25 protein-coding genes and 3 pseudogenes are annotated in these 23,770 nt (G+C 69.9%); 9 read left to right on the forward strand and 19 right to left on the reverse strand.

Annotation, left to right across the window (positions count from 1 at the left end):
- Positions 1 to 147 precede the first annotated feature (147 nt).
- Together dctA and ACZ5NH_RS02660 are read right to left on the reverse strand one after the other, a co-directional pair.
- Positions 148 to 1,563, reverse strand: a complete 1,416-nt coding sequence (gene dctA / locus ACZ5NH_RS02655) for a C4-dicarboxylate transporter DctA (RefSeq protein ID WP_468772595.1) — start codon at positions 1,561 to 1,563, stop codon at positions 148 to 150.
- The gene (locus ACZ5NH_RS02660) at positions 1,560 to 2,678 is read right to left on the reverse strand and encodes a PrpF domain-containing protein (protein ID WP_468772596.1); all 1,119 of its coding nucleotides are present in this window, start codon (positions 2,676 to 2,678) and stop codon (positions 1,560 to 1,562) included. The genes dctA and ACZ5NH_RS02660 overlap by 4 nt, the downstream gene beginning before the upstream one ends.
- Positions 2,679 to 2,823: 145 nt before the next feature.
- Between ACZ5NH_RS02660 and ACZ5NH_RS02665 the strand changes: the two genes are divergently transcribed.
- A complete protein-coding gene (locus ACZ5NH_RS02665; protein WP_468772674.1) occupies positions 2,824 to 3,729 on the forward strand; it encodes a LysR family transcriptional regulator in 906 nt (301 codons plus the stop codon).
- 300 nt (positions 3,730 to 4,029) lie between these two features.
- Here ACZ5NH_RS02665 and ACZ5NH_RS02670 read toward each other — a convergent pair whose 3' ends face one another.
- Positions 4,030 to 4,899 carry a glycoside hydrolase family 6 protein gene (locus ACZ5NH_RS02670; RefSeq protein WP_468772597.1) on the reverse strand — a complete coding sequence of 290 codons (870 nt, stop codon included), beginning with the start codon at positions 4,897 to 4,899 and terminating at the stop codon, positions 4,030 to 4,032.
- Positions 4,845 to 5,252 carry a hypothetical protein gene (locus ACZ5NH_RS02675; RefSeq protein WP_468772598.1) on the reverse strand — a complete coding sequence of 136 codons (408 nt, stop codon included), beginning with the start codon at positions 5,250 to 5,252 and terminating at the stop codon, positions 4,845 to 4,847. The genes ACZ5NH_RS02670 and ACZ5NH_RS02675 overlap by 55 nt, the downstream gene beginning before the upstream one ends.
- Before the next feature lie 390 nt (positions 5,253 to 5,642).
- Between ACZ5NH_RS02675 and ACZ5NH_RS02680 the strand changes: the two genes are divergently transcribed.
- Entirely contained in the window at positions 5,643 to 6,758 is a 1,116-nt protein-coding gene (locus ACZ5NH_RS02680) for an LLM class flavin-dependent oxidoreductase (RefSeq protein ID WP_468772599.1), read from the forward strand.
- Positions 6,755 to 7,369, forward strand: coding sequence for an FMN reductase (locus ACZ5NH_RS02685; RefSeq protein WP_468772600.1), 615 nt, complete (start codon positions 6,755 to 6,757; stop codon positions 7,367 to 7,369). Before ACZ5NH_RS02680 ends, ACZ5NH_RS02685 begins: the two co-directional genes overlap by 4 nt.
- A gap of 95 nt (positions 7,370 to 7,464) precedes the next feature.
- On the opposite strand, the gene ACZ5NH_RS02690 is transcribed toward ACZ5NH_RS02685, so the two are convergent.
- The 3 genes from ACZ5NH_RS02690 to ACZ5NH_RS02700 all read right to left on the reverse strand — a co-directional run bounded on the left by ACZ5NH_RS02690 (position 7,465) and on the right by ACZ5NH_RS02700 (position 9,550).
- A complete protein-coding gene (locus ACZ5NH_RS02690; RefSeq protein ID WP_468772601.1) occupies positions 7,465 to 7,635 on the reverse strand; it encodes a 2Fe-2S iron-sulfur cluster-binding protein in 171 nt (56 codons plus the stop codon).
- The gene (locus tag ACZ5NH_RS02695) at positions 7,607 to 7,921 is read right to left on the reverse strand and encodes a hypothetical protein (protein ID WP_468772675.1); all 315 of its coding nucleotides are present in this window, start codon (positions 7,919 to 7,921) and stop codon (positions 7,607 to 7,609) included. Before ACZ5NH_RS02695 ends, ACZ5NH_RS02690 begins: the two co-directional genes overlap by 29 nt.
- Positions 7,922 to 8,851: 930 nt before the next feature.
- Positions 8,852 to 9,550: a TMEM175 family protein gene (locus ACZ5NH_RS02700; RefSeq protein ID WP_468772602.1), complete on the reverse strand. Its 699-nt coding sequence runs from the start codon at positions 9,548 to 9,550 to the stop codon at positions 8,852 to 8,854.
- A gap of 352 nt (positions 9,551 to 9,902) precedes the next feature.
- On the opposite strand from ACZ5NH_RS02700, the gene ACZ5NH_RS02705 reads away from it, so the two are divergent.
- Complete coding sequence (locus ACZ5NH_RS02705; protein WP_388636936.1) at positions 9,903 to 10,745, forward strand: NmrA/HSCARG family protein; 843 nt, start codon at positions 9,903 to 9,905, stop codon at positions 10,743 to 10,745.
- 1 nt (position 10,746) lies between these two features.
- On the opposite strand, the pseudogene ACZ5NH_RS02710 reads toward ACZ5NH_RS02705, so the two are convergent.
- The 4 genes and pseudogenes from ACZ5NH_RS02710 to ACZ5NH_RS02725 all read right to left on the reverse strand — a co-directional run.
- Positions 10,747 to 11,108, reverse strand: a pseudogene (locus ACZ5NH_RS02710) (helix-turn-helix domain-containing protein); the annotation flags it as partial.
- Between the two features lie 33 nt (positions 11,109 to 11,141).
- Complete coding sequence (locus ACZ5NH_RS02715; RefSeq protein WP_468772603.1) at positions 11,142 to 11,498, reverse strand: type 2 periplasmic-binding domain-containing protein; 357 nt, start codon at positions 11,496 to 11,498, stop codon at positions 11,142 to 11,144.
- Positions 11,489 to 11,773, reverse strand: a complete 285-nt coding sequence (locus ACZ5NH_RS02720; protein WP_468772604.1) for a LysR family transcriptional regulator — start codon at positions 11,771 to 11,773, stop codon at positions 11,489 to 11,491. Before ACZ5NH_RS02720 ends, ACZ5NH_RS02715 begins: the two co-directional genes overlap by 10 nt.
- Before the next feature lie 246 nt (positions 11,774 to 12,019).
- On the reverse strand, positions 12,020 to 12,598 hold the full coding sequence (locus ACZ5NH_RS02725; protein WP_468772605.1) for a Dps family protein: 579 nt from the start codon (positions 12,596 to 12,598) through the stop codon (positions 12,020 to 12,022).
- Between the two features lie 253 nt (positions 12,599 to 12,851).
- Here ACZ5NH_RS02725 and ACZ5NH_RS02730 point away from each other — a divergent pair, with 253 nt between their 5' ends.
- Positions 12,852 to 13,394, forward strand: coding sequence for a GNAT family N-acetyltransferase (locus ACZ5NH_RS02730; protein WP_468772606.1), 543 nt, complete (start codon positions 12,852 to 12,854; stop codon positions 13,392 to 13,394).
- Positions 13,395 to 13,735: 341 nt separating this feature from the next.
- On the opposite strand, the gene ACZ5NH_RS02735 is transcribed toward ACZ5NH_RS02730, so the two are convergent.
- Positions 13,736 to 14,056, reverse strand: a complete 321-nt coding sequence (locus ACZ5NH_RS02735; RefSeq protein WP_468772607.1) for a transposase — start codon at positions 14,054 to 14,056, stop codon at positions 13,736 to 13,738.
- Positions 14,057 to 14,443: 387 nt separating this feature from the next.
- Positions 14,444 to 15,415 carry an alpha/beta hydrolase gene (locus tag ACZ5NH_RS02740; RefSeq protein WP_468772608.1) on the reverse strand — a complete coding sequence of 324 codons (972 nt, stop codon included), beginning with the start codon at positions 15,413 to 15,415 and terminating at the stop codon, positions 14,444 to 14,446.
- 378 nt (positions 15,416 to 15,793) lie between these two features.
- Here ACZ5NH_RS02740 and ACZ5NH_RS02745 point away from each other — a divergent pair, with 378 nt between their 5' ends.
- The 4 genes from ACZ5NH_RS02745 (at position 15,794) to ACZ5NH_RS02760 (ending at position 19,791) form a co-directional block, all read left to right on the forward strand.
- Complete coding sequence (locus ACZ5NH_RS02745; protein ID WP_468772609.1) at positions 15,794 to 17,680, forward strand: amidohydrolase; 1,887 nt, start codon at positions 15,794 to 15,796, stop codon at positions 17,678 to 17,680.
- A 149-nt stretch (positions 17,681 to 17,829) separates the two neighbouring features.
- Positions 17,830 to 18,492, forward strand: coding sequence for a hydrolase (locus ACZ5NH_RS02750; RefSeq protein WP_468772610.1), 663 nt, complete (start codon positions 17,830 to 17,832; stop codon positions 18,490 to 18,492).
- 56 nt (positions 18,493 to 18,548) lie between these two features.
- On the forward strand, positions 18,549 to 19,073 hold the full coding sequence (locus ACZ5NH_RS02755; protein ID WP_451556882.1) for a DoxX family protein: 525 nt from the start codon (positions 18,549 to 18,551) through the stop codon (positions 19,071 to 19,073).
- Entirely contained in the window at positions 19,054 to 19,791 is a 738-nt protein-coding gene (locus tag ACZ5NH_RS02760) for a YoaK family protein (protein WP_468772611.1), read from the forward strand. Before ACZ5NH_RS02755 ends, ACZ5NH_RS02760 begins: the two co-directional genes overlap by 20 nt.
- 87 nt (positions 19,792 to 19,878) lie before the next feature.
- Here the strand turns inward: ACZ5NH_RS02760 and ACZ5NH_RS02765 are convergent.
- The 6 genes and pseudogenes from ACZ5NH_RS02765 to ACZ5NH_RS02790 form a co-directional block, all read right to left on the reverse strand.
- Positions 19,879 to 20,335 (reverse strand): annotated as a pseudogene (locus ACZ5NH_RS02765) (thiamine pyrophosphate-dependent enzyme); the annotation flags it as partial.
- A 494-nt stretch (positions 20,336 to 20,829) separates the two neighbouring features.
- Positions 20,830 to 21,357 (reverse strand): annotated as a pseudogene (locus ACZ5NH_RS02770) (alpha/beta hydrolase); the annotation flags it as partial.
- Between the two features lie 89 nt (positions 21,358 to 21,446).
- Entirely contained in the window at positions 21,447 to 21,785 is a 339-nt protein-coding gene (locus tag ACZ5NH_RS02775; RefSeq protein ID WP_403403520.1) for a winged helix-turn-helix domain-containing protein, read from the reverse strand.
- On the reverse strand, positions 21,782 to 22,528 hold the full coding sequence (locus ACZ5NH_RS02780) for a hypothetical protein (protein ID WP_468772612.1): 747 nt from the start codon (positions 22,526 to 22,528) through the stop codon (positions 21,782 to 21,784). Before ACZ5NH_RS02780 ends, ACZ5NH_RS02775 begins: the two co-directional genes overlap by 4 nt.
- 195 nt (positions 22,529 to 22,723) lie before the next feature.
- Positions 22,724 to 23,335 (reverse strand): DUF6262 family protein, encoded by a 612-nt coding sequence (locus ACZ5NH_RS02785; protein ID WP_468772613.1) that lies wholly within the window; start codon positions 23,333 to 23,335, stop codon positions 22,724 to 22,726.
- Positions 23,332 to 23,760, reverse strand: a complete 429-nt coding sequence (locus tag ACZ5NH_RS02790; RefSeq protein WP_468772614.1) for a hypothetical protein — start codon at positions 23,758 to 23,760, stop codon at positions 23,332 to 23,334. The genes ACZ5NH_RS02785 and ACZ5NH_RS02790 overlap by 4 nt, the downstream gene beginning before the upstream one ends.
- Positions 23,761 to 23,770 lie beyond the last annotated feature (10 nt).

The raw sequence follows: 23,770 nt of genomic DNA on the forward strand, positions 1-23,770 counted from the left end.
TTCGCCGGACCTGATCGGCGATTGGACGACTGGGCGTACCAGAAGGCAAGACGTTCCTGATCAGCCAGGACGGCGAGTACGACGCCCTGTTGAGACGTGGGCGGGCCGGCCCGGAGCATCTGCTCTGGGCCGGCCCGCCCACGCGAATCAGCTTGCGGCGGGGACCGGATCGCGAGTTGGTTCGGGCATTGCCTCGGGTGCGGGCGTCTGCTTGGGATCGGGCTCGGCCGGCACCGTGGAGGGAGTGGGGGTGGGGGTGTAGGGGATCTCGCCGCGCAGGACGGCCTTGGCGCGGTCCTCGTCGAGCTCGCCCTCCCAGCGGGCGACGGCCAGGGTCGCGACGCCGTTGCCGACCAGGCTGGTCAGGGCGCGGGCTTCGGACATGAACCGGTCGACGCCGAAGATCAGGGCGAGGGCGGCGACCGGGACGTGTGGGACGGCGCTGAGCGTGGCGGCCAGGGCGATGAAGCCGGAGCCGGTGACGCCTGCGGCGCCCTTGGAGGTGAGCAGCATGACGGCGAGCATGGCCAGCTGCTGGGTGAGGCTGAGGTGGATGCCGAGGGCCTGGGCGAGGAAGACCGAGCCCATGGTCAGGTAGATGGCGGTGCCGTCGAGGTTGAAGGAGTACCCGGCGGGCAGCGTGATGCCGACGACCGGTTTCGAGGCGCCCGCGTGCTGAAGCTTGGCCATCATGCGGGGCAGAACGGGCTCGGTGGAGGAGGTGCCCAGGACGATCAGCAGCTCTTCCTTGATGTAGCGCAGGAAGGGCAGCAGTCTCAGTCCGTTCAGGCGCATCACGGTCCCGAGGACGACCAGGACGAAGAAGAGGGCCGTCAGCCAGAACGAGCCGACCAGCAGGGCCAGGTGGCGCAGGGTGCCCAGGCCGTAGTGGCCGATGGTGAAAGCCATCGAGCCGAACGCGCCGATGGGGGCCAGCCGCATGATCCAGCGGATGAGCGTGAACAGGACTGTGGAGAACTTCTCGACGCCCCGGGCGATGCTCAGGCCGGCCTCTCCGCCGGCGTGCAGTCCGAATCCGAACAGCACCGACACCAGCAGCACCGGCAGGATCTCGTTGCCGGTCAGGGCGCTGACCAGGGTGGCCGGGATGATGGCGAGGAGGAAGGCGGCGAAGCCCTCGTGGGCCGTGGTCGCCTCCGGCGGCAGGCCCTTGGCGGACAGGGTCGAGAGGTCGATGTGCAGACCGCTGCCCGGCTTGACCACGTTGACGACGACCAGGCCGATCACCATGGCCACGGTGGTCAGCACCTCGAAGTAGACCAGAGCCTTCAGGCTCACGCGGCCGACCGCGCGGGCGTTGCCCATGGAGGCGATGCCGTGGACGACCGTGCAGAAGATGATCGGCGCGATGAACATCTTCACCAGCGCGATGAAGCCGTCGCCGAGCGGCTTGAGGTCAGCGCCGACGGACGGCCACAGCCCACCCACGGCGGCGCCGAGGAGGACGGCGATCAGGCACTGGATGTAGAGGTGGGACAGCATCCGGCGGATGCGGCCCGGTGGTGCGGTGACGGTACCCGGGGCGGCGTCGTTGCGGCTCATGCGGGGCGTCCTTCCAGGACGGGAACGAGGAGTTCGGCTCGGGCGATACGCCGGGCGGCGCGGTGCAGCAGCACCGTGGGGGACGCGCCGTCCGGTGCGGGGACGGCTTGGGTGGTGACCACGCCGGCGGGGGTGCCCAGGCGCAGCGTGCCGTCGGCGGTCTGCCGGGCGACGCGGTGGGCGAGGGTGCCAGGGGTGGCGGCGGCCGCGGCCAGGGCCACGGCCGAGGTCAGGCCGATCGCCGGGTGCGGGGCGTGCATGGAGACCATGCGCACGGCCAGGTCGTACTCGTCCTGGTTGACGAGTATGCCCTGTGTGCTGCGATAGGGGGCGGGCCGGGCGACGATGCCCACCTTCGGCACCGCGTGGCTGACCGGATCGCCCTCGCGGGCCAGGCCCATGGCCAGCGCTGCCTGGCGGCGCAGCAGCGTCAGCGCGGGCACTGCGGCGGCGAACGCGGTGAGGGATTCCGTGCCGTCGAGGCCGAACGCCTTGGCCTCGAACAGCGCGGCCGGAGCGCCTGCGTCCACCAGGGATGCCTCGACAAGGCCGTCCGGGCCGGTCAGCTCGTCCAGTGCCCGGCCGGTCGGCAGAGCGCGGCCGGTCGTCGAGCCCGCCGGGTCCTGAAACCCGAGCAGGACCGGCACGCCCGGCGCCGAGGTACCCGGCACCACGGCCGTGCCCTCCTCCGGGGCCACGCCCGCGGGGGTGGGGATCGTGCCGGTGAGGCGGGCCCCGGTGTTGACGTTGAGCATGCGGACTGTGGTGGTGTCCGACGTGATCGGCACGAGCTCGTGGTGGACGGCGTACAGGGCCACGGCGGTGGCACAGTTGCCGCAGTTGCTTGCCCACTCCACGCGCTCGTCGCCGATCCCGACCTGTGCGAAGGCGTACTCGACATCCACGCCGGCCTGGGTCGACGCCTGTACGACGGCGGCCTTGGAGGTGGTGGAGGAGGCGCCGCCCACACCGTCGATCTGGCGGGGGTCGGCGGCGTTGAAGGCGGCGAGCAGGAGGGCATCGACATCCACGCCCGTGGCGGCCACGTCGCGGTGGTCGAAGATCCAGCACTTGCTGGTTCCTCCGCGGATCATCTCGCCCTGCAGACGCAGCACAACTGACTCCTCACAGACGTGGAAGGGGAAGCCACCGACGGTCTCGCCGTGCGTGGTGTCCTCCACGGTGGGTTACAGCAGCGTGAAGTACAATCTCGGAAATCTGCATGGCTATTAAGCTCAAGTGAACGCTGGAGAGGGTGGCATGCTCGACGTCCGGCGCATCCTGCTGTTCACGGAGGTCGCCCGGCGCGGCTCGGTGACCGCGACAGCCCGCGCCCTCAACTACACCCCGTCAGCGGTATCGCAGCAGATCAGCCGCCTGGAAGCAGAGGCAGGCCAGCCCCTGCTCGAACGCCACGCCCGGGGCGTCACCCTCACCGACGCCGGACGAGCGCTGGCCGAACGAGGGCAACGGATCGAACGCGAACTCCAGGCCGCGGAAAACGAACTCGCCGACTTCGCCGGCCTGCGGGCGGGCACCCTGCGCATCGGCACCTTCCCCACCGTCGGCGCCTCGCTCCTCCCGCAGGCCGTGATCGCCTTCCGCAACGCCCACCCCGACATACGGCTGACCGTCCGCAGCGCCCGCATCGCCGGGCTCTGGACGATGCTGGAGAACCGGGAGATCGAGATGTCGCTGATGTGGGACTACGACTGGAGCCGAATCGACCGGGAGGACATCGTCGTCACCCCACTCCTCGACGACCCGCCGGCCCTTCTCGTCAGCGACCACCATCCGCTCGCCGACCGCGACGCCGCCTCACTCGCCGACTTCGCACACGACCCCTGGATCACCCGCGCCGATCATCACCCGGTGGCCGAAGCCCTCGTCCGCGGCTGTCGCGCCGTCGGCTTCGAGCCCCACATCGCCTACGAGGCCCACGACTACCAGGAAGCCCAGGCCATGGTCGCCGCCGGCATCGGCGTCGCCCTCGCCCCCACACTGGCCCTGGAGGGCATCCGACCCGGCGTCGCCGTCCTGCCCCTCCAGCCGCCGGCCCCCGTCCGCCGCATTCTGCTGGTGCGCATGGCCGACCACTCGCTCACCCCCGCCGCTCTGACGTTCGCCGGACTCCTCCGTGACACCGCCGCGGCCCGAACCCTCTGACACCGAACCCCGCCCACCGGTGATGGAACCGTCGTGCTCACCGCCGAACCAAGCCCCGCACCTCGGCGCTGGACCTGAGCAACGGGCGGCGGCAAGCAACCTGGCGGGAGCGCGCCCGGTCAGCGGATTCGGGGCAGCGCCTTGTCCGAGTGCGCGGCGCGCAGGTTCCCTCATTGTGTGGGACATGTCCGAGACGGCCGGAATCAGTCTCGAGGCGGATGCGACGTCGTTCGACGCGACGGATCTTGAACAGCTACTCCAGTCCTTCGAGAGGCGGCTGGTCGGAGCCGCGATCGCCGGTCATGCCATACGGAGCGGCTCCTTCGCCGGCGCGTAGAGACGCGGCGGGGTGCGGATGGTCGACGTCGAGATCCGGCTCGGCCCGGTGGAGCCGGGTCCCTGCCCGCGACGGTAGGCGGCACAGACTCGCACGCGGCCGGCACGAGCAACCCGAAGCCCACCCACCCGCACCCGGTGACCGGCGATCACGAGATGAAACACCTCGGCGACCGGACGCGTACGGAGGTGTCCGACCCGGCTCAGCGGTCGAAGGTCAGGCGCGGTACCGCGTTGCGGGCCAGTGCATGGGCCTGGTCGGGCCACCGGGCGCCGACGGGCGGGTCGACGATGCCGTATTCGGGGCGATCGTGCCGCCGGTGTTGCGGGTGCGGCTGCCGTCGGACTCACCGGGGTCTTGATCCGCAGGGAGGCGTCGACGAGCGGCACGCCGGTGTCGGCGGTGGGGCGCGGGCCGAGACCGCGGCCGGGTGCGTTGCACCAGGTCTCAGGAGCCCCGCTGTACTTGCCCGGCGGTGGGGTCCAGGCGCCCCGGCCGTTGCGGCTGGTGTCGATCACGAAGTGGTGCAGTTCGTCGGCCGGCGGGGTGCCTGCGCTCTGGTCGAACCAGGCGTCGGTCCACCGCCAGGTGGTGGGGTCTGTGGGGGAGACGTCGCCGGGAGGGCCGTCGTTGGGGGCGGCGGACGAGTAGTACCGGCTGGCGCACCAGTCGGTGTGGCCGCGCGCCTGCTCGGGGCCTTCGGTGGCGTACCAGATGCATTCGGCGATCCAGGTGCCGTATCGGGCGTTGTGGTCGGTGGGGTGGTTGTTGGAGACGTTCAGGGCGGAGCCGTCGCCGTGCTGGACCCCGGCGTCCAGCAGCCGCTGGGCCACGTCGCCGACGGCGCGCCACTTGACGTTGCCGGCGTCCAGGTAGACCGCGGTGGGGGTCTGGCCTTCAGGGTCTCCACGGCGTACGCGAGGTCGGCGATGCGGGCGGCCGTGAGTTCGCCGGTCGGATCGGTGGTGGACCCGCAGTCCCTGGGAAGGTTGGCCAGGCCGTCGGGTTCGACGACGACCGCCGCTCTGTCGTCGCCGATGCCGGCGGCGAAGGGCGTCGATCCACTGGCGGTAGGCGGCGGAGGACGCGGCTCCGCCGCTGGATTACTGCGAGCAGTCCCGGCCGGGTATGCGTCGTAGGCGACCAGCACGGGGGTCCGGTCGACGGCCTGGGGCATCTGTGTCATGCCCACGTCGATCTCGAACCGCTTCCCCGATCGGCCCGATACCGGCTCGACCGGCACGCACCGACCTGGGAGATCGTGGTGGTGCGGCTTCCTGGCGAGGCACCCCCGGTGTTCGCCGCGCTGCCGCGCCACATCGCCTGACGGCAACGGGAACGCCTGTCGGCCTCCCGGTCGTCCCGGCGTCGCCGCGCCGAACGTCGTGCCGGACCGTGTGCCTTCTCCTGACCGCATGCGCACTTCGGCTCGGGACTCAGCAGTTCCTCCCCGATGACCAGGGCACCCCGAGAAGAACGCTGTGAGACCACTTCCCGTGCACGCACGGTCATCCCGGCCACGCGGTGAACTCCTACCGTTCGAGAACCACTCAATCACCTGATAACCGGAGGAACCTTGCAGTTCGGCATCTTCAGCGTCGGCGACGTCACACCGGACCCCACCACGGGACGCACCCCGACCGAGGCGGAGCGGATCAAGGCCATGGTCGCCATCGCGCTCAAGGCCGAGGAGGTCGGCCTGGACGTCTTCGCCACCGGCGAGCACCACAACCCGCCGTTCGTGCCGTCCTCGCCGACCACGATGCTCGGCTACATCGCGGCGAAGACGGACAAGCTGGTCCTCTCCACGTCCACCACCCTGATCACCACCAACGACCCGGTGAAGATCGCGGAGGACTTCGCGATGCTCCAGCACCTGGCCGACGGGCGCGTGGACCTGATGATGGGCCGCGGCAACACCGGGCCGGTCTACCCCTGGTTCGGCCAGGACATCCGCCAGGGCATCAACCTCGCCATCGAGAACTACAGCCTGCTGCGCCGACTCTGGCGCGAGGACGTCGTGGACTGGGAGGGCAAGTTCCGCACGCCACTCCAGGGCTTCACCTCCACCCCGCGCCCGCTGGACGGCGTACCGCCCTTCGTCTGGCACGGCTCCATCCGCTCCCCGGAGATCGCCGAACTGGCCGCGTACTACGGAGACGGCTTCTTCCACAACAACATCTTCTGGCCGGCCGACCACACCAAGCGGATGGTCGAGCTGTACCGGACCCGGTACGCGCACTACGGGCACGGCACCCCCGAGCAGGCGATCGTCGGCCTCGGTGGCCAGGTGTTCATGCGGAAGAACTCCCAGGACGCGGTGCGCGAGTTCCGCCCGTACTTCGATGTCGCGCCGGTGTACGGACACGGACCGTCCCTGGAGGACTTCACCGACCAGACGCCGCTGACCGTCGGCTCGCCGCAGCAGGTGATCGAGAAGACGCTCGCCTTCCGCGAGTACGCCGGCGACTACCAGCGCCAGCTCTTCCTCATGGACCACGCCGGGCTGCCGCTGAAGACCGTCCTGGAGCAGATCGACATGCTCGGCGAGGAGGTCGTACCAGTACTGCGCAAGGAGTTTGCGAACGCCCGGCCCGCGGACGTGCCGGAAGCGCCGACCCATCAGTCCCTGCTCGCAGCGGCTGCGGAAGCCACTCCGGAAACCGCTTCGGAAGGGATGACCGCCGCATGAAGGTCGTCGCCGTATCCGGGGGTCTGAGCACCCCCTCTTCCACCCGCCTGCTGGCGGACCGTCTCACCGACACGGTCCGCGACGCGCTCGCCGATCAAGGCCACAAGGCGGACGTGGAGGTCATCGAGTTGCGTGCCTTGGCTGTCGCCATCGCCAACAACCTCGTCACCGGATTCCCCCCACCTCAGCTGGCCGGCGCGATCGAAGCGGTGACGAGCGCCGACGGCCTGGTCGCCGTGACGCCGGTGTTCAGCGCCTCGTACAGCGGGCTGTTCAAATCCTTCTTCGATCTGATCGATCCGGGCGCCCTCACGGGCAAGCCGGTCCTGATCGGAGCGACGGGTGGTACTGCCCGCCACTCTCTCGTCCTGGAACACGCGCTGCGCCCACTCTTCACCTACCTGCGGACCGTGGTCCTCCCGGCCGGCGTGTACGCCGCGTCGGAGGACTGGGGTTCAGGCAGCGCCGCGCACACCGAAGGCCTGCCCGCACGCATACGCCGTGCGGGCCGGGAGATGGCCTCGATCCTGGCCACCAGAGCAGCCCATCCCCTGCCCGAGGACGACCTCACCGTGTCCAAGAAGCAGCTCTCCGATCTGCGCTTCGACTGAGCGCGCCATGGGATTCGCCGTCTGGTCCGGCCAGTCCTTCCACGGTCCGTGCGTACCGAACTGCCGTTGCAGTGCACGGCCAGCATGAGGCAGGGTCAGACGGCCTCACCGTCCGCCAGGACCATGCGGGCCCCGCAGACGCCGTGTTCGCAGCCGAGGTGTGTGCCCGTGAGCCCGCAGTCCTCGCGCAGTACGTCGGCCAGAACACGCCGCGGTTCGACATCGAGTGGGTAGGTCTCACCGTTGACCGTGAGCGTGATCTTCACGTGGAGACTCCTTGCGCGGCCTGTCGAAGCGTTCGGCCGACCAGCACCGCGAGGGCATGCCGTCGGTACTCCAGGGCGGTGTACGGCTCGGCCGGGGCTGCGGCGTCCTGTTCTGCGGCGATACGGCCCGCGCGCACGAACAGGCGTTCGTCGGGCAGCCGGTGACCGGTGGGGGCGAGCCGAACTCGGCGCCGGTCAGCGCCTGCTCGGCGGCGCGTGCCCGCACCGGCCGGTCGGCACGGTTGACCAGCCCGGTCCGCGCCTCCTCGATCACCGCGTCGCGCATGGTCAGCGCCGCGGCCACGGCCACCTGCGCAAAGCACAAGTGGGTGCGCGCCGGTGCTCGATGAAACCGACGCCGGTGTCCTCGCCGAGCAGTGGGAACCGCATCGACGTGATCAGCTCGCCGGGGCGGCGCGCCGTCTGGAGAGGGCCGCGGAACCAGTCGCGAGCCGCTACCCACCAGCACTGGCCACTCCCGGCCCGCCACTGCCTCCTCCGTCGACAACCTGGCCGGCAGCGTGTGCGGGACGGAAGAAGGTCCTGCAGGTCCGCGGCCGCATGCGCGCAGCACGACAGCTCCGCCAGATCCGCCGCGGACCAGGCCCCCCACGACCCCCGCGACCCGGCGGGCACCGGCGCAGTCCACCGCACGCAGTTCTCCCTGGGCCACCGGACTCCTCACGAACGCCGCGTCCAGACACCCCGGCACCGACAAGTCGGCGACGTACCGGCCCCGTCCGGTGAGCAGCCGTTCGTGCTCACGTCTCGGTCACCGCTCCATGAAGACCGCCACAGGCCGACCCTACGCTCAGGGCAGAGCGGGTGCTGCCGCTCGTCGCGCCGACCGTGCACGGCTTCCCCGACGCCCTCACCAGGAGGAACACGGCCGGCCGTCGCGTCCCCGTATGACGATTACCTGTATCTGATCCCGGTGGGACGGGTGCCATCGTGAGCCTCAGGTGGTGCGACCGCCCGTGAAACCGGCCCACCCGCCGCCTCCTCCGCCGCTCCCCGTCCACGATCCGCATCGCCCGCCGGTGCGGCGGAGTCGGCGCCGATGACACTGCCCACGAGTGTCCTGGCGAGTCACGTCACAGTCGGCGAGGCTCGGCCGCGTCGCAGGCCGCAAGCGGAGCACCTCGGCCGACCCAGGGCGCTGGACGCCCGTGCGGCAGCGTCCGCCCGGCTACCAGGCCACCGAGGCCAGAGCGCGTCAGACCACACCGTCACGACCTGTCTCGTCGGCCCGATGTCCGGCACCAGGCGGAGCCGTCCCACTGGGCAGACCTTCGCTGGTGACGAAGTAGAAGACAGGGAGGAGGACGAACACGGCGATCGCCAGCAGCGGTGCGATGAGCACCCCCATCAGCCCGGCCGCGATGTAGGCGAGGGCACCGGCCCAGGAACGAAGCCGACCGTGCCGCACGTACGTGTCCTCCACATCAGGGTCCAGCAGCTCGGGCCGGCGGGAGATCTGTTGGTAGAAGGCCACCCAGCTCAGGCACATCGCTGCGGCGATGCCGGCGTACAGAGCGACGGCCACCCGCGCGTCCGTGCCCATGGGATCTGCCTGCAGCGCGTCCGCCACCACCGCGGTCGGAAAGGACAACAACCCCGTGGTGAGCAGCAGAAACAGGTTGGCGGCATGCAGCCCGCGATCCATGGTCCTGATCCGGACGAAGGCCTGGTGATGATTGAGCCAGATCACCGCGACATAGCCGAAGGACGCCAGGTAGCCGAGATAGGCAGGCCACTGAGCCAGCAAAGCCCGGCCAAGGCCGCCCGGTTTGTGCGGAGGGTCGGCGAGATTGAGGACGAGAAGCGTGACGGCGATGGCGAACACACCGTCACTGAATGCCTCGGCCCGTGTGGTCTCAGAGCGTGAGAACTTGCGGGGATGGGTGCGGGACAAGCCGTCTCCTGACGTACAGACTCATGTCGTTCAACAAGTATCCGTGCGCTGTCTCCTTCACTGCGCCAACGAGCGGGGCCTTGTGCACTTCTGGACACGAAGGAGCGGGTGGCAAGGCTGTAGGCTCATACAGTTCGGTTCCCGGCCCGCCCCCGAGCTGGTCTCCTGAGTGCGCGGACAGGGAGCAACATCGGTGTGCCGACGAGGAAGAAGACGGTCCGCGCTCCGAGCGGTGAGGTGCTTACCATCGGGCAGCCGCGCGGCTGCGTCTGCCGTCCGAGACAGACGGTTACGGTGGGGCCTGATGCATTGATCCACTGCCATGCCTGGCCGCAAGGAAGGACGTTCTGCGATGCTCGATGGGCCGATCCTGGTACTGGGGGCTACCGGCGGTCAGGGCGGTGCCGTGGCCGACGCGTTGCTGGGCCGCGAAGCCCGGCTCCGGGCACTGGTACGTGACCCCCTGCGAGGCGCCGCACGGGAATTGGCCCGCCAAGGCGTCGAGGTGGTGGCCGGTTCCCTGAACGATCGCGCGTCGCTCGCCGCGGCGATGAGCGGAGTGGCGGGCGTCTTCGCGATGACCACTCCCTTCGAGGCCGGTGTGGAGGCGGAAGTGGCTCAGGGGCGGGCAATTCTGGCTGCCGCCGGGGAAATGGGCGTGCCCCATCTCGTGTTCAGCTCGGTAGCCGGCGCCGACCAAAAGAGCGGCGTACCCCATTTCGACAGCAAGGCTCGGATCGAGGCTGAGCTGGTCTCCGGGGACGTGCCCTACACGATCCTCGGGCCGACGTATTTCTTCGACAACGCCCTGGGTGGCGCGGAACGCATCCTCAACGGCGTTCTCGATCTGCCGCTCCCACCCGACCGGCCGTTGCAGCAACTGGCCCGCCCCGACCTCGGTGCGTTCGCTGCGGAAGTCCTGCTCAATCCCGCCCCCTATGTCGGGCGGCGTATCGAGCTGGCCGGCGATGCGCCCACCCCCGCCCAGATGGCGGCCACGCTAGGCGCGGTGCTGGGACGGGAGGTCCGTCACGAGTACGTACCGCTGGCAGAGATCAGCAATCCGGATATGCATGCGATGTGGACGTTCCTGAATGGACCCGGCTACCGCGTGGACATTCCCGCACTGCACGGTGCTCACCCGGAAATTCCATGGACCGGATTCGCAGACTGGGCGCGCCGCACGTTCGCTTAGTGGTCAGCCCCGAAAGTCCGTGCTCCGCATGGATCTCCCGGGCGGTGGCGATGAGGGCGACCCGGTTGCGGACGGCGGCCTTCGGGCCCTGGTTGGCGGGCGCCGCTATGGTGTTACACCGCTTCGCCTGGCCCCCTCCGCCGCGACGCCGAGGGCCGTGCCGGGTGCGGGAGCCGGGCCGCATCGCGATGAGTCCGGCCACAGCTGGTGCCACTGGTAGGCCGACTTCGCACTCACCCGCAGCCGCCGTGCGACCTCTGTCGGCTTGATCTTCTGCTCGAACAGCTCGGCCGCCTGCATCCGTACCGTCTCCCGGCGCTGACGTCCCGCAGGAGTCGGCCCGCCCCCATCCGCATACCTCATACACCACGGGATACAGACAACACTCCAGGCCCATCAGGCACTTCGAGGAAGATCACTCCAACGAGCCGAAGTCAGTAACGTCGTGCTGCGGTCGACGCCCGCGGCCAGGAAGGCCCGGTCGACGGCGTAGCGGATGGCCCAGCCGGGTGTGAAGTCCACCGAGAGCAACTGGGCGATGTCGGCGAGCCGGACCTCGCCGTTCGGCGTCGCCCCGGCGAGCACCCGCCGGGGCGACGTCAGCAGCACCATGTCGCCGCGGGACAGCAGCCGGGTCGCGAGCCCGCGCTGCTGCCGGCGGTCCAGCGCGACCCAGGGCCAGGTTCCACCGTGCCGTCGCGCACTGCCTGCCAGATCCCGACGACGGCCGCCTGCCGCAGGTGTCACGACCACGCCCGGATGCTGCGCACGCAGCGCGGCCAGGGCGCGGTGGAGCCCCAGCCCACGCCCTCTGCATCCTGCCGACCGTCACCCGCCCGCGCGACTGCCCCCGTACGGCATCGACGGCCTCCCGTGCCGGCTCGGCGGCCCGGGCGTCGCGCGTGGGCGGTCAGGAACGCCTCGCCGACCGAGATGAGGGCGACGCGGTGTGTGGTGCGGTCGAACAACGGGGTGCTCAGCTCGCGTTCGAGAGCGCGGACCGTGCCGGACACGGCGGACCGGACCACGTGCAGCCGCCGTGCAGCCGCCGTGAACGGCCCGCGCTGGCCACCGCGACGACGACCTCCTCCTGCCGCAGATGCATCGTCCGCTCCCGGTCAAGCAGCGCGTCGCCCGGCTCCGTCCGGCACGAAGGCGACGGTCTTCGATCTCGCTGCACCGAATGCTGGCGGCGGCGCGCCGTGCCGCTCCCGGCGGCTCATGCCGCTCCGGGTACCTGCTCACCCAGGGCGAGCAGCGGCCGGAGGCGTTCCTCAGGCACGCACCAGCGGTGTGTCGACCAGATGCTCGGCCAAGAACCACGCCTGCCGTTCGCCCGTCCGGATCACCTGGGAGACCAGCAGGTCGATCGTGCCGTCGTCACCGCACTCGGCGGTCCGGGCGCTGGCGTCGTGGGCGTCGATGAGGATGGTCTCGTGGGCCTCCAGCAGCCGGGACAGCATGGCCGGCACCTCCTCCACCCCGTCCGGGGGCCGCGGGATCGACGTGATCTCGGCGACGTGCCGCGGATCTCCCACCGCCACGCCACCGAGGGACTGGACGCGTTCGGCGATGGTGTCGATGATCTCCAGCTGTTCACCCGCGTGCTTGTCCAGGACCAGGTGCAGCTGGTAGAAGGTGGCGCCGCGCATCAGCCAGTGGTGCTTCTTGTAGAGGCCGTAGAGGATCTGCGTGTCCGCGAGGACCTTGTTCAGGCGCTGGCAGGAATACATCCGCGCCTCGTAGGACAGGGCGACCGGGAACTGCTTGACGGTCCCGAACTCCTGGATCACCTCGCCCTTCTGGTGCAGCCAGGGCTGGCTGCTGCGGGCGGATGGGGGGTTGGTGGTCATGGTCCGCCTCCTGCGGTGCCGTGTTGTTCGTACTCCGGTGACGCTAGGTGCCTGGTCGAGGCACGGCTTGACCCGCAGTGCATGTGGTGGTGCCTGCCCGCGCACTGGGTCCGGTGCTCCTGCTGGCCGTTCACTCTCGGACAAGCATCCGCGCGCCGGCGGACTCGGGCGGTTCTCCGGCAGCTCTGGGGCGTGTATCGACGGTGCCTGGTAAAGATGGCGGAGAGTTCATTTTGTGATCCAGAATGATTGGATGGTCACGCTTGAGACTCCCCGTTTGATCCTGCGTCGCTGGCGCGAGGAAGACGTTGCGCCCATGGCGGCCATCAATGCCGACCCCGAGGTCATGCGGTGGATCCGTGACGGCAGCGTCCGTGACGAACACCAGACTCGCCTCGGGATCCAGGCATGGGAGAGCGAGTGGGAGTCACAGGGCTTCGGCCTGTTCGCCGTGGAGATCCGGTCCACTGGCGAGCTGGCCGGGTTCACCGGCCTGTCGGTGCCCGACTTCTTGCCGGAGATACTGCCGGTGGTGGAGGTCGGCTGGCGGCTGGGACGTTCCCACTGGGGGCAGGGCTTGGCCACCGAGGCCGCTGCGGCCGCTGTACGGTTCGGGTTCGAGGAGCGAGGGCTGGAGCGGATCGTCAGCATCACTCAAGTGGGCAACGACGCCTCCGAACGGATCATGACCAAACTGGGGATGCATCCGGTCCGTGAAACCGTCAATCCCACCGGCGGTCGGCCAGTACGGGTGTTCGAGTTGTCGTCGGACCAGTACCTCACAACCACTCGTTGATGGGGTACCTGGTGGCCACGGCTCGATGTCTCTTGAGACTCTCGGGCGATTGATGCCGCACTCGACCGCGTGCCGGGCCTTGTAGTCCTCTGGGGCGGACTTCGGTGGCCGGCCACCGCTGGACCCGCGCTTCCTGCGGTTGCGGACCTGGTCGGCCTTGTCCGGAATGGTGCAGCGGATTCCCCGGCGGCGCAGGTAGGCGCGGTTCTTCCGGCAGGCGTACGCCTAGTCACCCCGCACACGGTCGGGGCAGAGACGCGGCCGATCCGGCCCCAAGCGGGGCACACGGACCTTCTCCAGCACCCGATCGAACTGCGGCGAGTCCCCCCGCTGCCCTGCCGTCACCGTGATCGACATGGGCTTCTGACCCTGCTCGACGGCCAAGTGCAGCTTGGCCGGGAACCCGCCGCGCGAACGCCCCAGCCCGTGATCATCGGGCTCGTCGAAGACACCACCCGGTGGTTCCTTCGGCCCCACGGCCCGTACTCGACGGGCACGTCCCGCCGTGGCACCCCGGTGCGGACCCGGAACCGTATACCGTCGATCAGCTGCCGCCGGGACCGGACCGGCGGCTGCCCCACATTCCTCCTCTTCGGCAACAACCGCTCCAGCACCGCCCATTGCTCATCCGTGAGATCGCCCTGCCCATGAACCGGGATCATCCGCGTACGCCGATCACGTCACGCGTCACACCGGGACCTCACCGACTGCCGCCGGCGCCGCGGTCACCGCTCCGGCGGCCGTTTTACTGATCACGGTGTGGATGGTGCACCTGCGGCCACACCAACGGAGCGTGGCCGAACGCATTCTGTTTCCCCTCGCTGGGGCCGGTGTCCTGGCGGCCGCCTGGTCTCCGGCACCCGCGCTTGTCGCCGGTGTGGTTCTGGCGAGCCCGGTCGCGGTGGTCACGGTGCCGCGCCGGTGACCGGGGCCGACGGCGGGGCACCGCCCTGAGCCATGACGAAAGGGCCGCGCGGACGGACGCCGTAACGGGCGTCCGTCCGCGCGGCCCTGCGTCGCACCCCTCGGTGTGAGCGCGGACCGCGCTGTCAGCCGGCGTGCAGCGCGCCGCGCAGGGTGGCGGTGGCCAGCGTGATGGCGGCCTCGGCGGCGTGGGTCTCGCGGAGGGCGTTGAGCATCACGAAGTCGTGGATGATGCCCTGGAAGCGGACGGCGGTGACCGGGACGCCGGCCTCGCGCAGCTTGTTGGCGTAGGCCTCGCCCTCGTCGCGGAGCACGTCGGCCTCGCCGGTGATCACCAAGGCGGGGGGCAGGCCGGTGAGCTGCTCGGTGGTGGCGCGCAGCGGGGAGGCGGTGATCTGGGCCCGTTCGGCCTCGTCGGTCGTGTACTGGTCCCAGAACCACTGCATGCCGTCGCGGCGCAGGAAGTAGCCGGTGGCGAACTGGTGGTAGGAGCCGGTGTCGAAGTTCGCGTCGGTCACCGGGTAGAACAGCACCTGCTGGACGAGCGGGAGGTCGCCGCGTTCCTTGGCCATCAGGGTCAGCGCGGCGGTCATGTTGCCGCCGACGGAGTCGCCGGCCACGGCCAGCCGGGAGCCGTCCAGGCCCTTGGAATCGCCCTGCTCGACGACCCACTTCGCGACCGTGTAGTTCTGCTCGATGGCTACCGGGTAGCGGACCTCGGGGGACAGGTCGTACTCGGGGAACACCACGGCGGCGTTCGCGCCCACGGCGAGTTCGCGTACCAGGCGGTCGTGGGTGTGGGCGTTGCCGAACACCCAGCCCGCACCGTGGATGTAGAGGACCACCGGCAGGATCCCTTCGGCGCCGGCGGGCTTGACGATGCGGGCCCGGACACTGCCCGTCGGACCGCCGGAGACTGTGATCCACTCCTCGTCGATCTGCGGCTTGGCGATCTCACCGGACTGCACCTCGTCGACCGCCTTGCGGCCCTCCGCCGGGGGCAGGTCGAAGAGGTAGGGCGGGTTGGCGGTGGCCTCGGCGAACGCGGCTGCGGCCGGCTCCAGGACCGGCTGCACCGGCTCTACGGCGTCGGACATGTGTAACTCCCCAGTTCGTGTGGCGCGCCGGGCTCGCGGGCGCAGTGAGGCGACTCTCGCATCAGACCGGGGGATCTGACGAGTCGTCGATCGCCACGCTAGGCCGCTCAGGTGACGGCGAATGTCCATGAGCGCACCGGCGTTGTCCTCAGAGTGCACGGACAAGCAGTGCACTGTCGGAACGCATGCAGTGCACTGCCGGGACAAAGAGACGCTTTGGCGCGAAATAGCCTGGCGGCGCAGCAGTCGAGGTGCCGGGTACGGGCCTGTGCGGTGCACGGTAGCCCGCCCCGGAATGCGGACCCGCTGCTGTCGACGCACATGGAAGTCGATGCAGACGCATTCGACGTCGTTCATCCCGCAGGAGGTTGTCGAAAGGTGTCCACGATGCCGGTCGGTGGGCTGGTTCCCCGCGCCACCGACAACGCCGCGGACCTGGTCGTCCGCAACGCGAAGATCCACACCGGTGACCCGGTCCGCCCGCAGGCCGAGGCGATCGCCATCCGCGACGGTGTCATCACGGTCGTCGGCGACGACAACGACGTCGCACCCCATGTCGGCCCGGACACGAAGGTGGTCGACGCCCTCGGGCGCCGGATGGTCCCCGGCCTCAACGACGCGCATCTGCACGTCATCCGGGGTGGTCTCAACTACGTACTGGAACTGCGCTGGGACGGCGTCCCCACCCTGCGCCAGGGCCTGGCGATGCTGCGCGAGCAGGCCGCCCGCACCCCCAAGGGCCAGTGGGTACGGGTGGTGGGCGGATGGTCGGCCGAGCAGTTCGCCGAACGGCGGCTGCCGACCGTCGCCGAGCTGAACGCCGCCGCGCCGGACACCCCGGTGTTCGTCCTGCACCTGTACCAGGCGGCGGTGCTCAACCGGGCGGCGCTCAAGGCCGCCGGATTCACCCGGGACACCCCCGACCCCAAGGGGGGCCAGATCGTACGAGGCCGGGACGGTGAGCCGACGGGCATGCTGCTGGCCGCCCCCAGCGCCCTCATCCTCTACTCGACCCTGGCCAAGGCCCCGGTCCTGGAGGGCGAGGACAGGAAGACCTCCACCCGTCACTTCCTGCGCGAACTGAACAGGTTCGGTCTCACCTCGGCGATCGACGCGGCCGGAGGGTTCCAGAACTTCCCCGACAACTACAGCACGGTCGTCGAACTGGCGAAGGCCGGTCAACTGTCGCTGCGCATCGCCTATCACCTCTTCCCGCAGACCGCCGGTCAGGAAATCGACGATCTCACCCGCTGGATCGAGATGGCCCGCCCCGAGGACGGGGACGAATGGCTGCGCCTCAACGGTGCGGGCGAGAATCTGACGTGGGCGGCGGCGGACTTCGAGAACTTCGCCGAACCACGCCCCGAACTGGGCGACTACGAGGCGGAATTCGAGAAGGCCGTACGCCTGCTCATGGAAAACGGCTGGGGTTTCCGGCTGCACGCCACCTATGACGAGACCATCCGCCGGGATCTGGCGGTCTTCGAGAAGCTCGCCGCGGAAGGGCTCTTCCCGGCCGGCAACCGGTGGCTGTTCGACCACGCGGAGACCGTCTCCGCGGACAGCCTCGACCGCATCGCCGCTCTCGGCGGCGCCATGTCCGTCCAGAACCGGCTGTCCTTCCAGGGCGAGGCGTTCGTACGCCGCTACGGTCCCGGTGCCGCCGCGGACGCGCCTCCGATCCGGGCCATGCTGGAGCGCGGGCTGACCGTCGGCGCCGGCACCGACGCGACCCGGGTCTCCACCTACAACCCGTGGGTCGCCCTGCACTGGCTCGTCACCGGCCGCACGGTTGGCGACCTGGTCGTCCGCCCGCCGCACAACCGGGTCGACCGGCGTACCGCGCTGGCGATGTTCACCGAGGCGGGTGCCGCGCTGACCGGGGAGACGAGCGTCAAGGGCGTCCTGCGTCCGGGCTTCCTCGGTGACCTGGCCGTCCTGTCCGAGGACTACTTCACCGTGCCCGAGCCGGACATCGCGCACATCGAGTCCCTGCTGACGGTCGTCGGCGGCCGGATCGTCTACGCCACCGCCGAGTACGCGGGCCTGGACGAGGAACTGCCGCCGGTCAGCCCCGAGTGGAGCCCGGTGGCGCACTTCGGCGGCTACCAGGCCACACCCGGTACGGGCCTGTCGGGCGCCCGTCAGGCCGAACTGCTCGGCCAGGCCGTCGCCGAGTCGGAGCAGCACCGCCAATGGCGTGCCCGACGCGGCCTCACCCCCGGGCCCGCGAGCACGTTCTTCGACCCCTGCTTCTCCCTCTGATCCGCAGTTCTCCCTCCGATCTCCCGGGAGGGGCCCGGTCACGAGCCGCCCCTCCCGGGACGCCACCCCAACTCGCGCCGCGCGCCGCGCGGTTGCGCTCGACAGCGGACGCCGTCCGCGATCACCAGACACATGGAAAGGCCACTGTCATGGTCAACGTCTCCGAGGTCACCGCGGCCCCCAGCCCCGACCTGCTCACCCCGGACAACTGCGCGGTGCTGTTCATCGACCACCAGCCGCAGATGTTCTTCGGCACCGGCAGCGGCGACCGCACCGCGATCATCAACTCGACCGTGGGCCTGGCGAAGGCCGCCAAGGCGTTCGACGTGCCGGTCGTGCTGAGCACCGTGGCCGCCGAGTCCTTCTCCGGCCCGATCATGCCGCAGCTGCCCGAGGTCTTCCCCGACCAGAAGATCATCGACCGCACCACGATGAACGCCTGGGAGGACGTCGACTTCGTCGAGGCGGTCAAGGCCACGGGCCGTAAGAAGCTGGTCATCGCCGGCCTGTGGACCGAGGTCTGTGTCGTTCTGCCCGTGCTCTCCGCCCTCGCCCAGGGCTACGAGGTCTACGTGGTCACCGACGCGTCCGGCGGCGTCAGCCCGCAGGCCCACGAGCACGCCATCCAGCGCATGGTCCAGGGCGGCGCGGCGCCGGTGACCTGGGTGCAGGTGCTGCTGGAGCTCCAGCGCGACTGGGCCCGCGGCGAGACCTACATGTCGGTCATGGACGTGGTGAAGGAGCACGCGGGCGCCTACGGCCTCGGCGTGGTCTACGCGCAGGCCGTCATCGGGGCCCACGCCGCCGGCTGATCCCCGCACCTTCGCAGAGCAGTCAGGGACAGAGCGTCAGGAACAGGCAGGAGAAGATGAACGCTGGACTGCTGGTCCTCCGGCTGGTGACGGGACTCCTCATCGCCGGACACGGGGTTCAGAAGGTGAGCTTCCGGCTGGGAGGCCACGGCTTGGCGGGCGGGACCGAGGAGTTCCGCCACGACGGGTTCCGCGGCGGTCGGCTGACCGCGATCGTCGCGGGTGCCAGTCAGATCGGTGCCGGCCTGTTCCTGACCGCCGGACTGCTCACGCCCCTGGCCGCGATGGCGGCCATGGGTGTGATGACGGTCGCGGGCACCGTCAAACGGCCCAAGGGCCTGTGGGTGCAGAACGACGGCTACGAATACCCGATGGTCCTTGTCGTCGTCTCCGCGGCGCTGGCTCTCACCGGGCCCGGCCGCTGGTCGCTCGACCAGGCGCTGGGTATCACGCCCTGGCCGCTGTGGGTCGTCCTCCCCGCGATCGTGGCCGGCCCGGTGAGCGGACTGCTCACCCGCGTCGTACTGCACCGTCCGCCCACCGCAACGGAAAGGAAGCGGTATGCGCAGGCTGCTGAATGACGCGGTACGCACACTCGTACCGACCGGAGAGGACCGCCACGGCCCGCTGCCTCCCCTGATGCTGACGCTCACGGTGGTCACCGGTCTGGTCGACGCGGTGAGCTATCTGGCGCTCGGGCACGTCTTCGTCGCCAACATGACCGGCAACGTGGTGTTCCTGGGGTTCGCGCTGGTCGGCGCCGCGAACCTCTCCGCGCTCGCCTCCATCGTCGCGCTGGCGGCATTCCTCCTCGGCGCGCTCACCGGAGGCAGGCTCGGCACCCGCTTCGCGACGCACCGCGGAAACCTGCTGAAAACGGCCACCGCCGTGCAGACGGTCCTGGTCGCCGTCACCGTGGCCGCCGCCGTGGTCACCGACGGACGGGTCACCACCGGGGTCCAGTACACCCTGATCGTGTTCCTCGGGCTCGGCATGGGGCTGCAGAACGCGGTCGCCCGACGCCTCGGCGTCCCGGACCTCACCACGACCGTACTGACCCTGACCCTGACGGGACTGGCCGCGGACTCCACCCCCGCCGGCGGTGCGGCGCCACGGCCGGGCCGCCGGATCCTGTCCGTGCTGGCGATGCTCCTCGGCGCCTTCGTCGGAGCGCAACTGGTGCTGCACGGCCACCTCGTGCTCACCCTCAGCCTGGCCCTGCTGCTCCTCGCCCTCGTCTCCGTGACCACCCACCATCTCTCGTCCGCCGACCCGGACTGGACCCGGTCACCTTCCTGAGGCCGGGACCGCTCGCCCCACGAGGGCGCCAGATGCGTCTGAGCCCCCCTGGACCAGGGGGCTCAGACGCATCTGGCGTGTCCGCGCTCAAGCACGCGGAATAGTACGCAGGTTGGCCCGGGCCAGGTGGACCATGCTGCCGACGCCCCCGCTCAACACCGTCCGGCTCGCCGACAGCGCGAATCCGCTGATCTGCTCGGTGGAGATCTTCGGGGGAACGGCCGGCGCGGCGGGATCGGTGACGACGTCGACCAGCGCGGGCCCCTCGTGGGTGAAGCCTCGGGCAGGGCGTCGCGCACCTCGCCGGGCTTCTCCACCCGGATACCGCGCGCCCCGGCCGCCGTGGCGATGGCGGCATAGTCGGTGTGCGGGTAGGTCGTGGCGTGCGGCGGCAGGCCGTCGACCATCATCTCCAGGTCGACCATGCCCAGGGAGGAGTTGCTGAAGACGACCACCTTCACCGGCAGGTCGTACTGGACGAGCGTGAGGAAGTCGCCCATCAGCATGGAGAACCGCCGTCGCCGCAGAGGGAGACGACCTGCCGGCCGCTTGCGGGATCAGCGTCGCGTCATCACCGTACGACTTGTGGATGGCCCCGTCGGCCTGGATGTTCAGCCGCCAACCGCGAAGGTGTGTCCAGAACTCGGCGACGTCCGGCATGGCGGCCCGGGTAAACGAAGCGGTCAGCATCATGAACGGCCGGTCCAGGTCGGTGGCGATGGTCGGCTGCATCGGACCGTCGATGCTGAGCCCAGCGCCAACGCGCTGGTCGGCGAGCATGGTGAGCGCGGTGGCGGTGCCACCCTTCGACCAGCCGAACGCGCCGATGCACCTCGGGTCGAGAGCGCCGAGCAGTCCCTGGGGCAGTGGCCTGCCGTCGACGTCGGGGTTGTGCCCGGCGGCAAGGCCCTCGACGACGTCGAGCACGAACCGGAGGTCCGTGGCGAAGTCCCGGGGCCCCAGGAACGGCGGGACCTCTGCCGGAACGGTGAGCCGGCCGTCGGGGAACTCGCTGAACGCGTCGTACGTGTGGTCGACGGTGACCACGGCGTAGCCGTGGCTGGCGAGTTCCTGGACCATGATGGTGTGGTCGCTGCGATGGCTGCCCGCGCCGTGCGAGTACACGACGACGGGCAGGCGGTGGCGCGTTTGGTGCACGGGTGCGTCCACGTGTGCGGCGGTGAGTGGGCCGAGGGCGGGATCGAGGGGGAAGCCGACGTCCGCCAGAAGCGCCCGCAGCGCACCCTGGGTCATCCAGGGAGCACGCGGCAGGTCCTTGGTCTTGCAAGCGGGGTACCAGACGCTGGCCATCAACTCGCGGTGATGCCCCGGGCCGGCCACAGGATCCGGACGCGAGGTGTCGACGAGGTGGAGAGGCACCGTGCCCACCGGGTGCGGCCCGGTGGGCCTGGGCAGCGTGAGCTGCGACGGACCGGGGGCGGTCGGAGCCGCCCACGTCTGGCGCGCTGCGCTGATCGGCACGGCGGCCCCGACCCCCGTCACCAGCGCGGCTGCGAGCAAGCGACGGCGCGTCAGGTCCGTCTTGATGACCGGTGTGTTGGTCACGTGTCCTCCCCAGGTTTGTTGGATGGTGTTCGGTTCGCTGGACGTCGGCGGGAGTCGCTCACGGCCCCCATGGTTTGCAGGAGTCCAGATCAGGACTCCTGGGCTGAGCTGCCTTGCTCGATCTGGTGGATGAGTCGCTTGAGCTGGGTGACCTCGTCCTGCAGGGCGCGGTCACCGGCCGGAGTGAGGGAGAGCCAGGTACGTGCGCGTTTGCCTTCGTAGCCCTTTTCGATGTCGACCAGTCCGGCCTTCTCCAGGACGGCCAGGTGCTGGCTGAGATTTCCGGCGGTCAGGCCGAGGGCTGTGCGCAGGAAGCCGAACTCGACTCGGCGCGCTTGGTGGGCCACGGTGAGGATGCCGAGGCGGACGCGCTGGTGGACGATGTCGTCCAGGCCGGTGACGGGGTGTTGCTCGGGCTGATCGGTCATGAGGCGTCGCGCTGACGGGACAGCTCGGCCAGAGCGAAACCGAGCGCGCCGAGTAGGAGCAGCACGCCGGGTACGCCGTAGCGGGGCACGGCGGACCAGGGCGAGGTGAAGGGGATACCCGCCCAGCCGGTGGTGAGCGGCACCAGCTCGATTGCCAGATACACCGCGGTGAGCAGCAGCAGGATGCGGCTGCGTTCCACCCAGGACAGCACCATCAGCGGCAGCCCGACAGCTGTGGCGTTCCCGGTGAGTCGCTCGAGGAACCTCGTCACCCCGGAGGTGGGGTCGAGGTGCAGTCCCCAGAAGTCGAGCTGTTCGCCGGGCTGTGGCATCCCGTGGCGGAAGCTCCAGAGCTCGGTGGCGGTCACCAGACCGACCAGCGCGATCCCGGTGAGGATGTACGGCCGGACCGGGGTGCCGACTCCGCGGTTGTGGGAGCGGCGAATGTAGAAGAACGCCGTCGCGGCGTAGGCGAGGGCGAGTCCGATGGGCCAGTACACCGGCGAGCCCTGCGTGACCAGGGTGCAGCCGCTGCCTGCCGCAGGGTCGGTCGCCGGGCAGGGCACGGTCTCAACTCTGAAGGTGAAGCGGCCGACCAGGATCCCGCCCAGCGTGAGCACGCCCAGCAGCAGAAGGGGAAACCACGCGCCACGCTGCGCGGAGCGAACCCGACGGGTCAAGTCATCAAGGCCGGCGAGGACTTCGCGGGGAGTGCCCGGCGAGGGCACTGATGCGTCTGTCATGCCATGAGCTTTGCATTACAAACTAGTTCTGGCAAGAAACCCGCGTGTCCTCCAAGGTCAGGTCCTGAGAAACCGACGGGCCGAGGTCGACATCCACGTCCCTGACCTGTAGGAACCGCGCGCCTTCGGCCGCGTTCCGAAGCAGCTCACCACCGACTGACCCGAACGGCAGGTCAGTGCTGACAGGCATGTGAGTCACGTTCGGGACGCTTCCCCTTTGCTCCGGTTCTTGATCATTCGGCGGAGGCTGGTCCGTGCCGCGCCGAGCTCGTCCTCCAGATCGGTGATGTGGCTCTCGAGGCGGGACTTCGCGACAGTCACTTCGTGCAGGTTCGCTTCGAGGCGAGTGTTGGCCTCGGTGAGCTCCTGGACGCGGGTGGCAAGGTCCCGGGCGCCGAGTTGGTCGAGTTGATGGCCTAGGTGGCGGCGGACGCTTTGCTGCAGCTGGTCGCGATTGGCGCGGAGCCGGCGGATCTCCTCGCGAGCGAGTGCAAGGTCGGTGCGAAGGCCCGCGGGGCTGGCCTGAGCCGTCGTGGCCGGCTGCGGTCGCGTGGACTGCTGCTGTTTGATGGCGGACTCGATGTGTTCGCGCACTCCGTCGGCGCAGGTGAGCCACGTTGAGACGTTGGCGGCGCGAGCGACGGCGGCGAAGGTAACGCGGTCGCCGTGGCGCGCCATCTCTTGGACGGCATCCAGGACGCGAGCGCGCTTGGTGCGGCTGTCGCGACGGCGGGCCTCGCGCAGGACCTGGGCCGGTGTTCGGCTGGCCGAACCGCCGGCGGACGAAGCCGTGGGGTGAGGGTTCACGACGGCCTCCGGTTGACGACGGCCAGCGGCAATGTCGTGCGGCCGTGGGCTGGACGGGCTATCCGCAGGACCGCGCCGGCTTCCTCGATCTCGGACCGTTCGTCGTCGGGCAGGCTGGCCAGCTCGTTCTGCATGGTGGCGATGGCCTGCTGGAACGCGGCGATCTGCTCGGTGAGGTTGCGGATGACGAAGCCGTCGACATCCATCGCCTGGGCGGTCTCGCGGTCGGCGCGAAGGGAGTTGATGTGTTCCTCGATCGCGGGGAGGTAGGACGGGTCCGGGCGACAGAAGCCGCAGCCGGAACACTGGAAGCGGATCGGGCAGGCGGTTCCCCCGGCCTTGACGTTCGACGGCTCGATGCAGTTGCCGAACGGGACCGCGACGGAGCGGGCCTCGAAAGCAGTAGTCGCCGTCCGCTGCACCAAGGGATGTCTC

The sequence above is a fragment of the Streptomyces sp. NPDC031426 genome, assembly GCF_055581585.1.

Bases quoted from the DNA above. Each gene is read 5' to 3' on its own strand.
- dctA (WP_468772595.1), bottom strand. From the start codon at position 1,563: ATGAGCCGCAACGACGCCGCCCCGGGTACCGTCACCGCACCACCGGGC.
- ACZ5NH_RS02665 (WP_468772674.1), top strand. From the start codon at position 2,824: ATGCTCGACGTCCGGCGCATCCTGCTGTTCACGGAGGTCGCCCGGCGC.
- ACZ5NH_RS02675 (WP_468772598.1), bottom strand. From the start codon at position 5,252: ATGACACAGATGCCCCAGGCCGTCGACCGGACCCCCGTGCTGGTCGCC.
- ACZ5NH_RS02685 (WP_468772600.1), top strand. From the start codon at position 6,755: ATGAAGGTCGTCGCCGTATCCGGGGGTCTGAGCACCCCCTCTTCCACC.
- ACZ5NH_RS02695 (WP_468772675.1), bottom strand. From the start codon at position 7,921: ATGCGCGACGCGGTGATCGAGGAGGCGCGGACCGGGCTGGTCAACCGT.
- ACZ5NH_RS02705 (WP_388636936.1), top strand. From the start codon at position 9,903: ATGCTCGATGGGCCGATCCTGGTACTGGGGGCTACCGGCGGTCAGGGC.
- ACZ5NH_RS02725 (WP_468772605.1), bottom strand. From the start codon at position 12,598: ATGACCACCAACCCCCCATCCGCCCGCAGCAGCCAGCCCTGGCTGCAC.
- ACZ5NH_RS02730 (WP_468772606.1), top strand. From the start codon at position 12,852: ATGGTCACGCTTGAGACTCCCCGTTTGATCCTGCGTCGCTGGCGCGAG.
- ACZ5NH_RS02735 (WP_468772607.1), bottom strand. From the start codon at position 14,056: ATGATCCCGGTTCATGGGCAGGGCGATCTCACGGATGAGCAATGGGCG.
- ACZ5NH_RS02740 (WP_468772608.1), bottom strand. From the start codon at position 15,415: ATGTCCGACGCCGTAGAGCCGGTGCAGCCGGTCCTGGAGCCGGCCGCA.
- ACZ5NH_RS02750 (WP_468772610.1), top strand. From the start codon at position 17,830: ATGGTCAACGTCTCCGAGGTCACCGCGGCCCCCAGCCCCGACCTGCTC.
- ACZ5NH_RS02755 (WP_451556882.1), top strand. From the start codon at position 18,549: ATGAACGCTGGACTGCTGGTCCTCCGGCTGGTGACGGGACTCCTCATC.
- ACZ5NH_RS02760 (WP_468772611.1), top strand. From the start codon at position 19,054: ATGCGCAGGCTGCTGAATGACGCGGTACGCACACTCGTACCGACCGGA.
- ACZ5NH_RS02775 (WP_403403520.1), bottom strand. From the start codon at position 21,785: ATGACCGATCAGCCCGAGCAACACCCCGTCACCGGCCTGGACGACATC.
- ACZ5NH_RS02780 (WP_468772612.1), bottom strand. From the start codon at position 22,528: ATGACAGACGCATCAGTGCCCTCGCCGGGCACTCCCCGCGAAGTCCTC.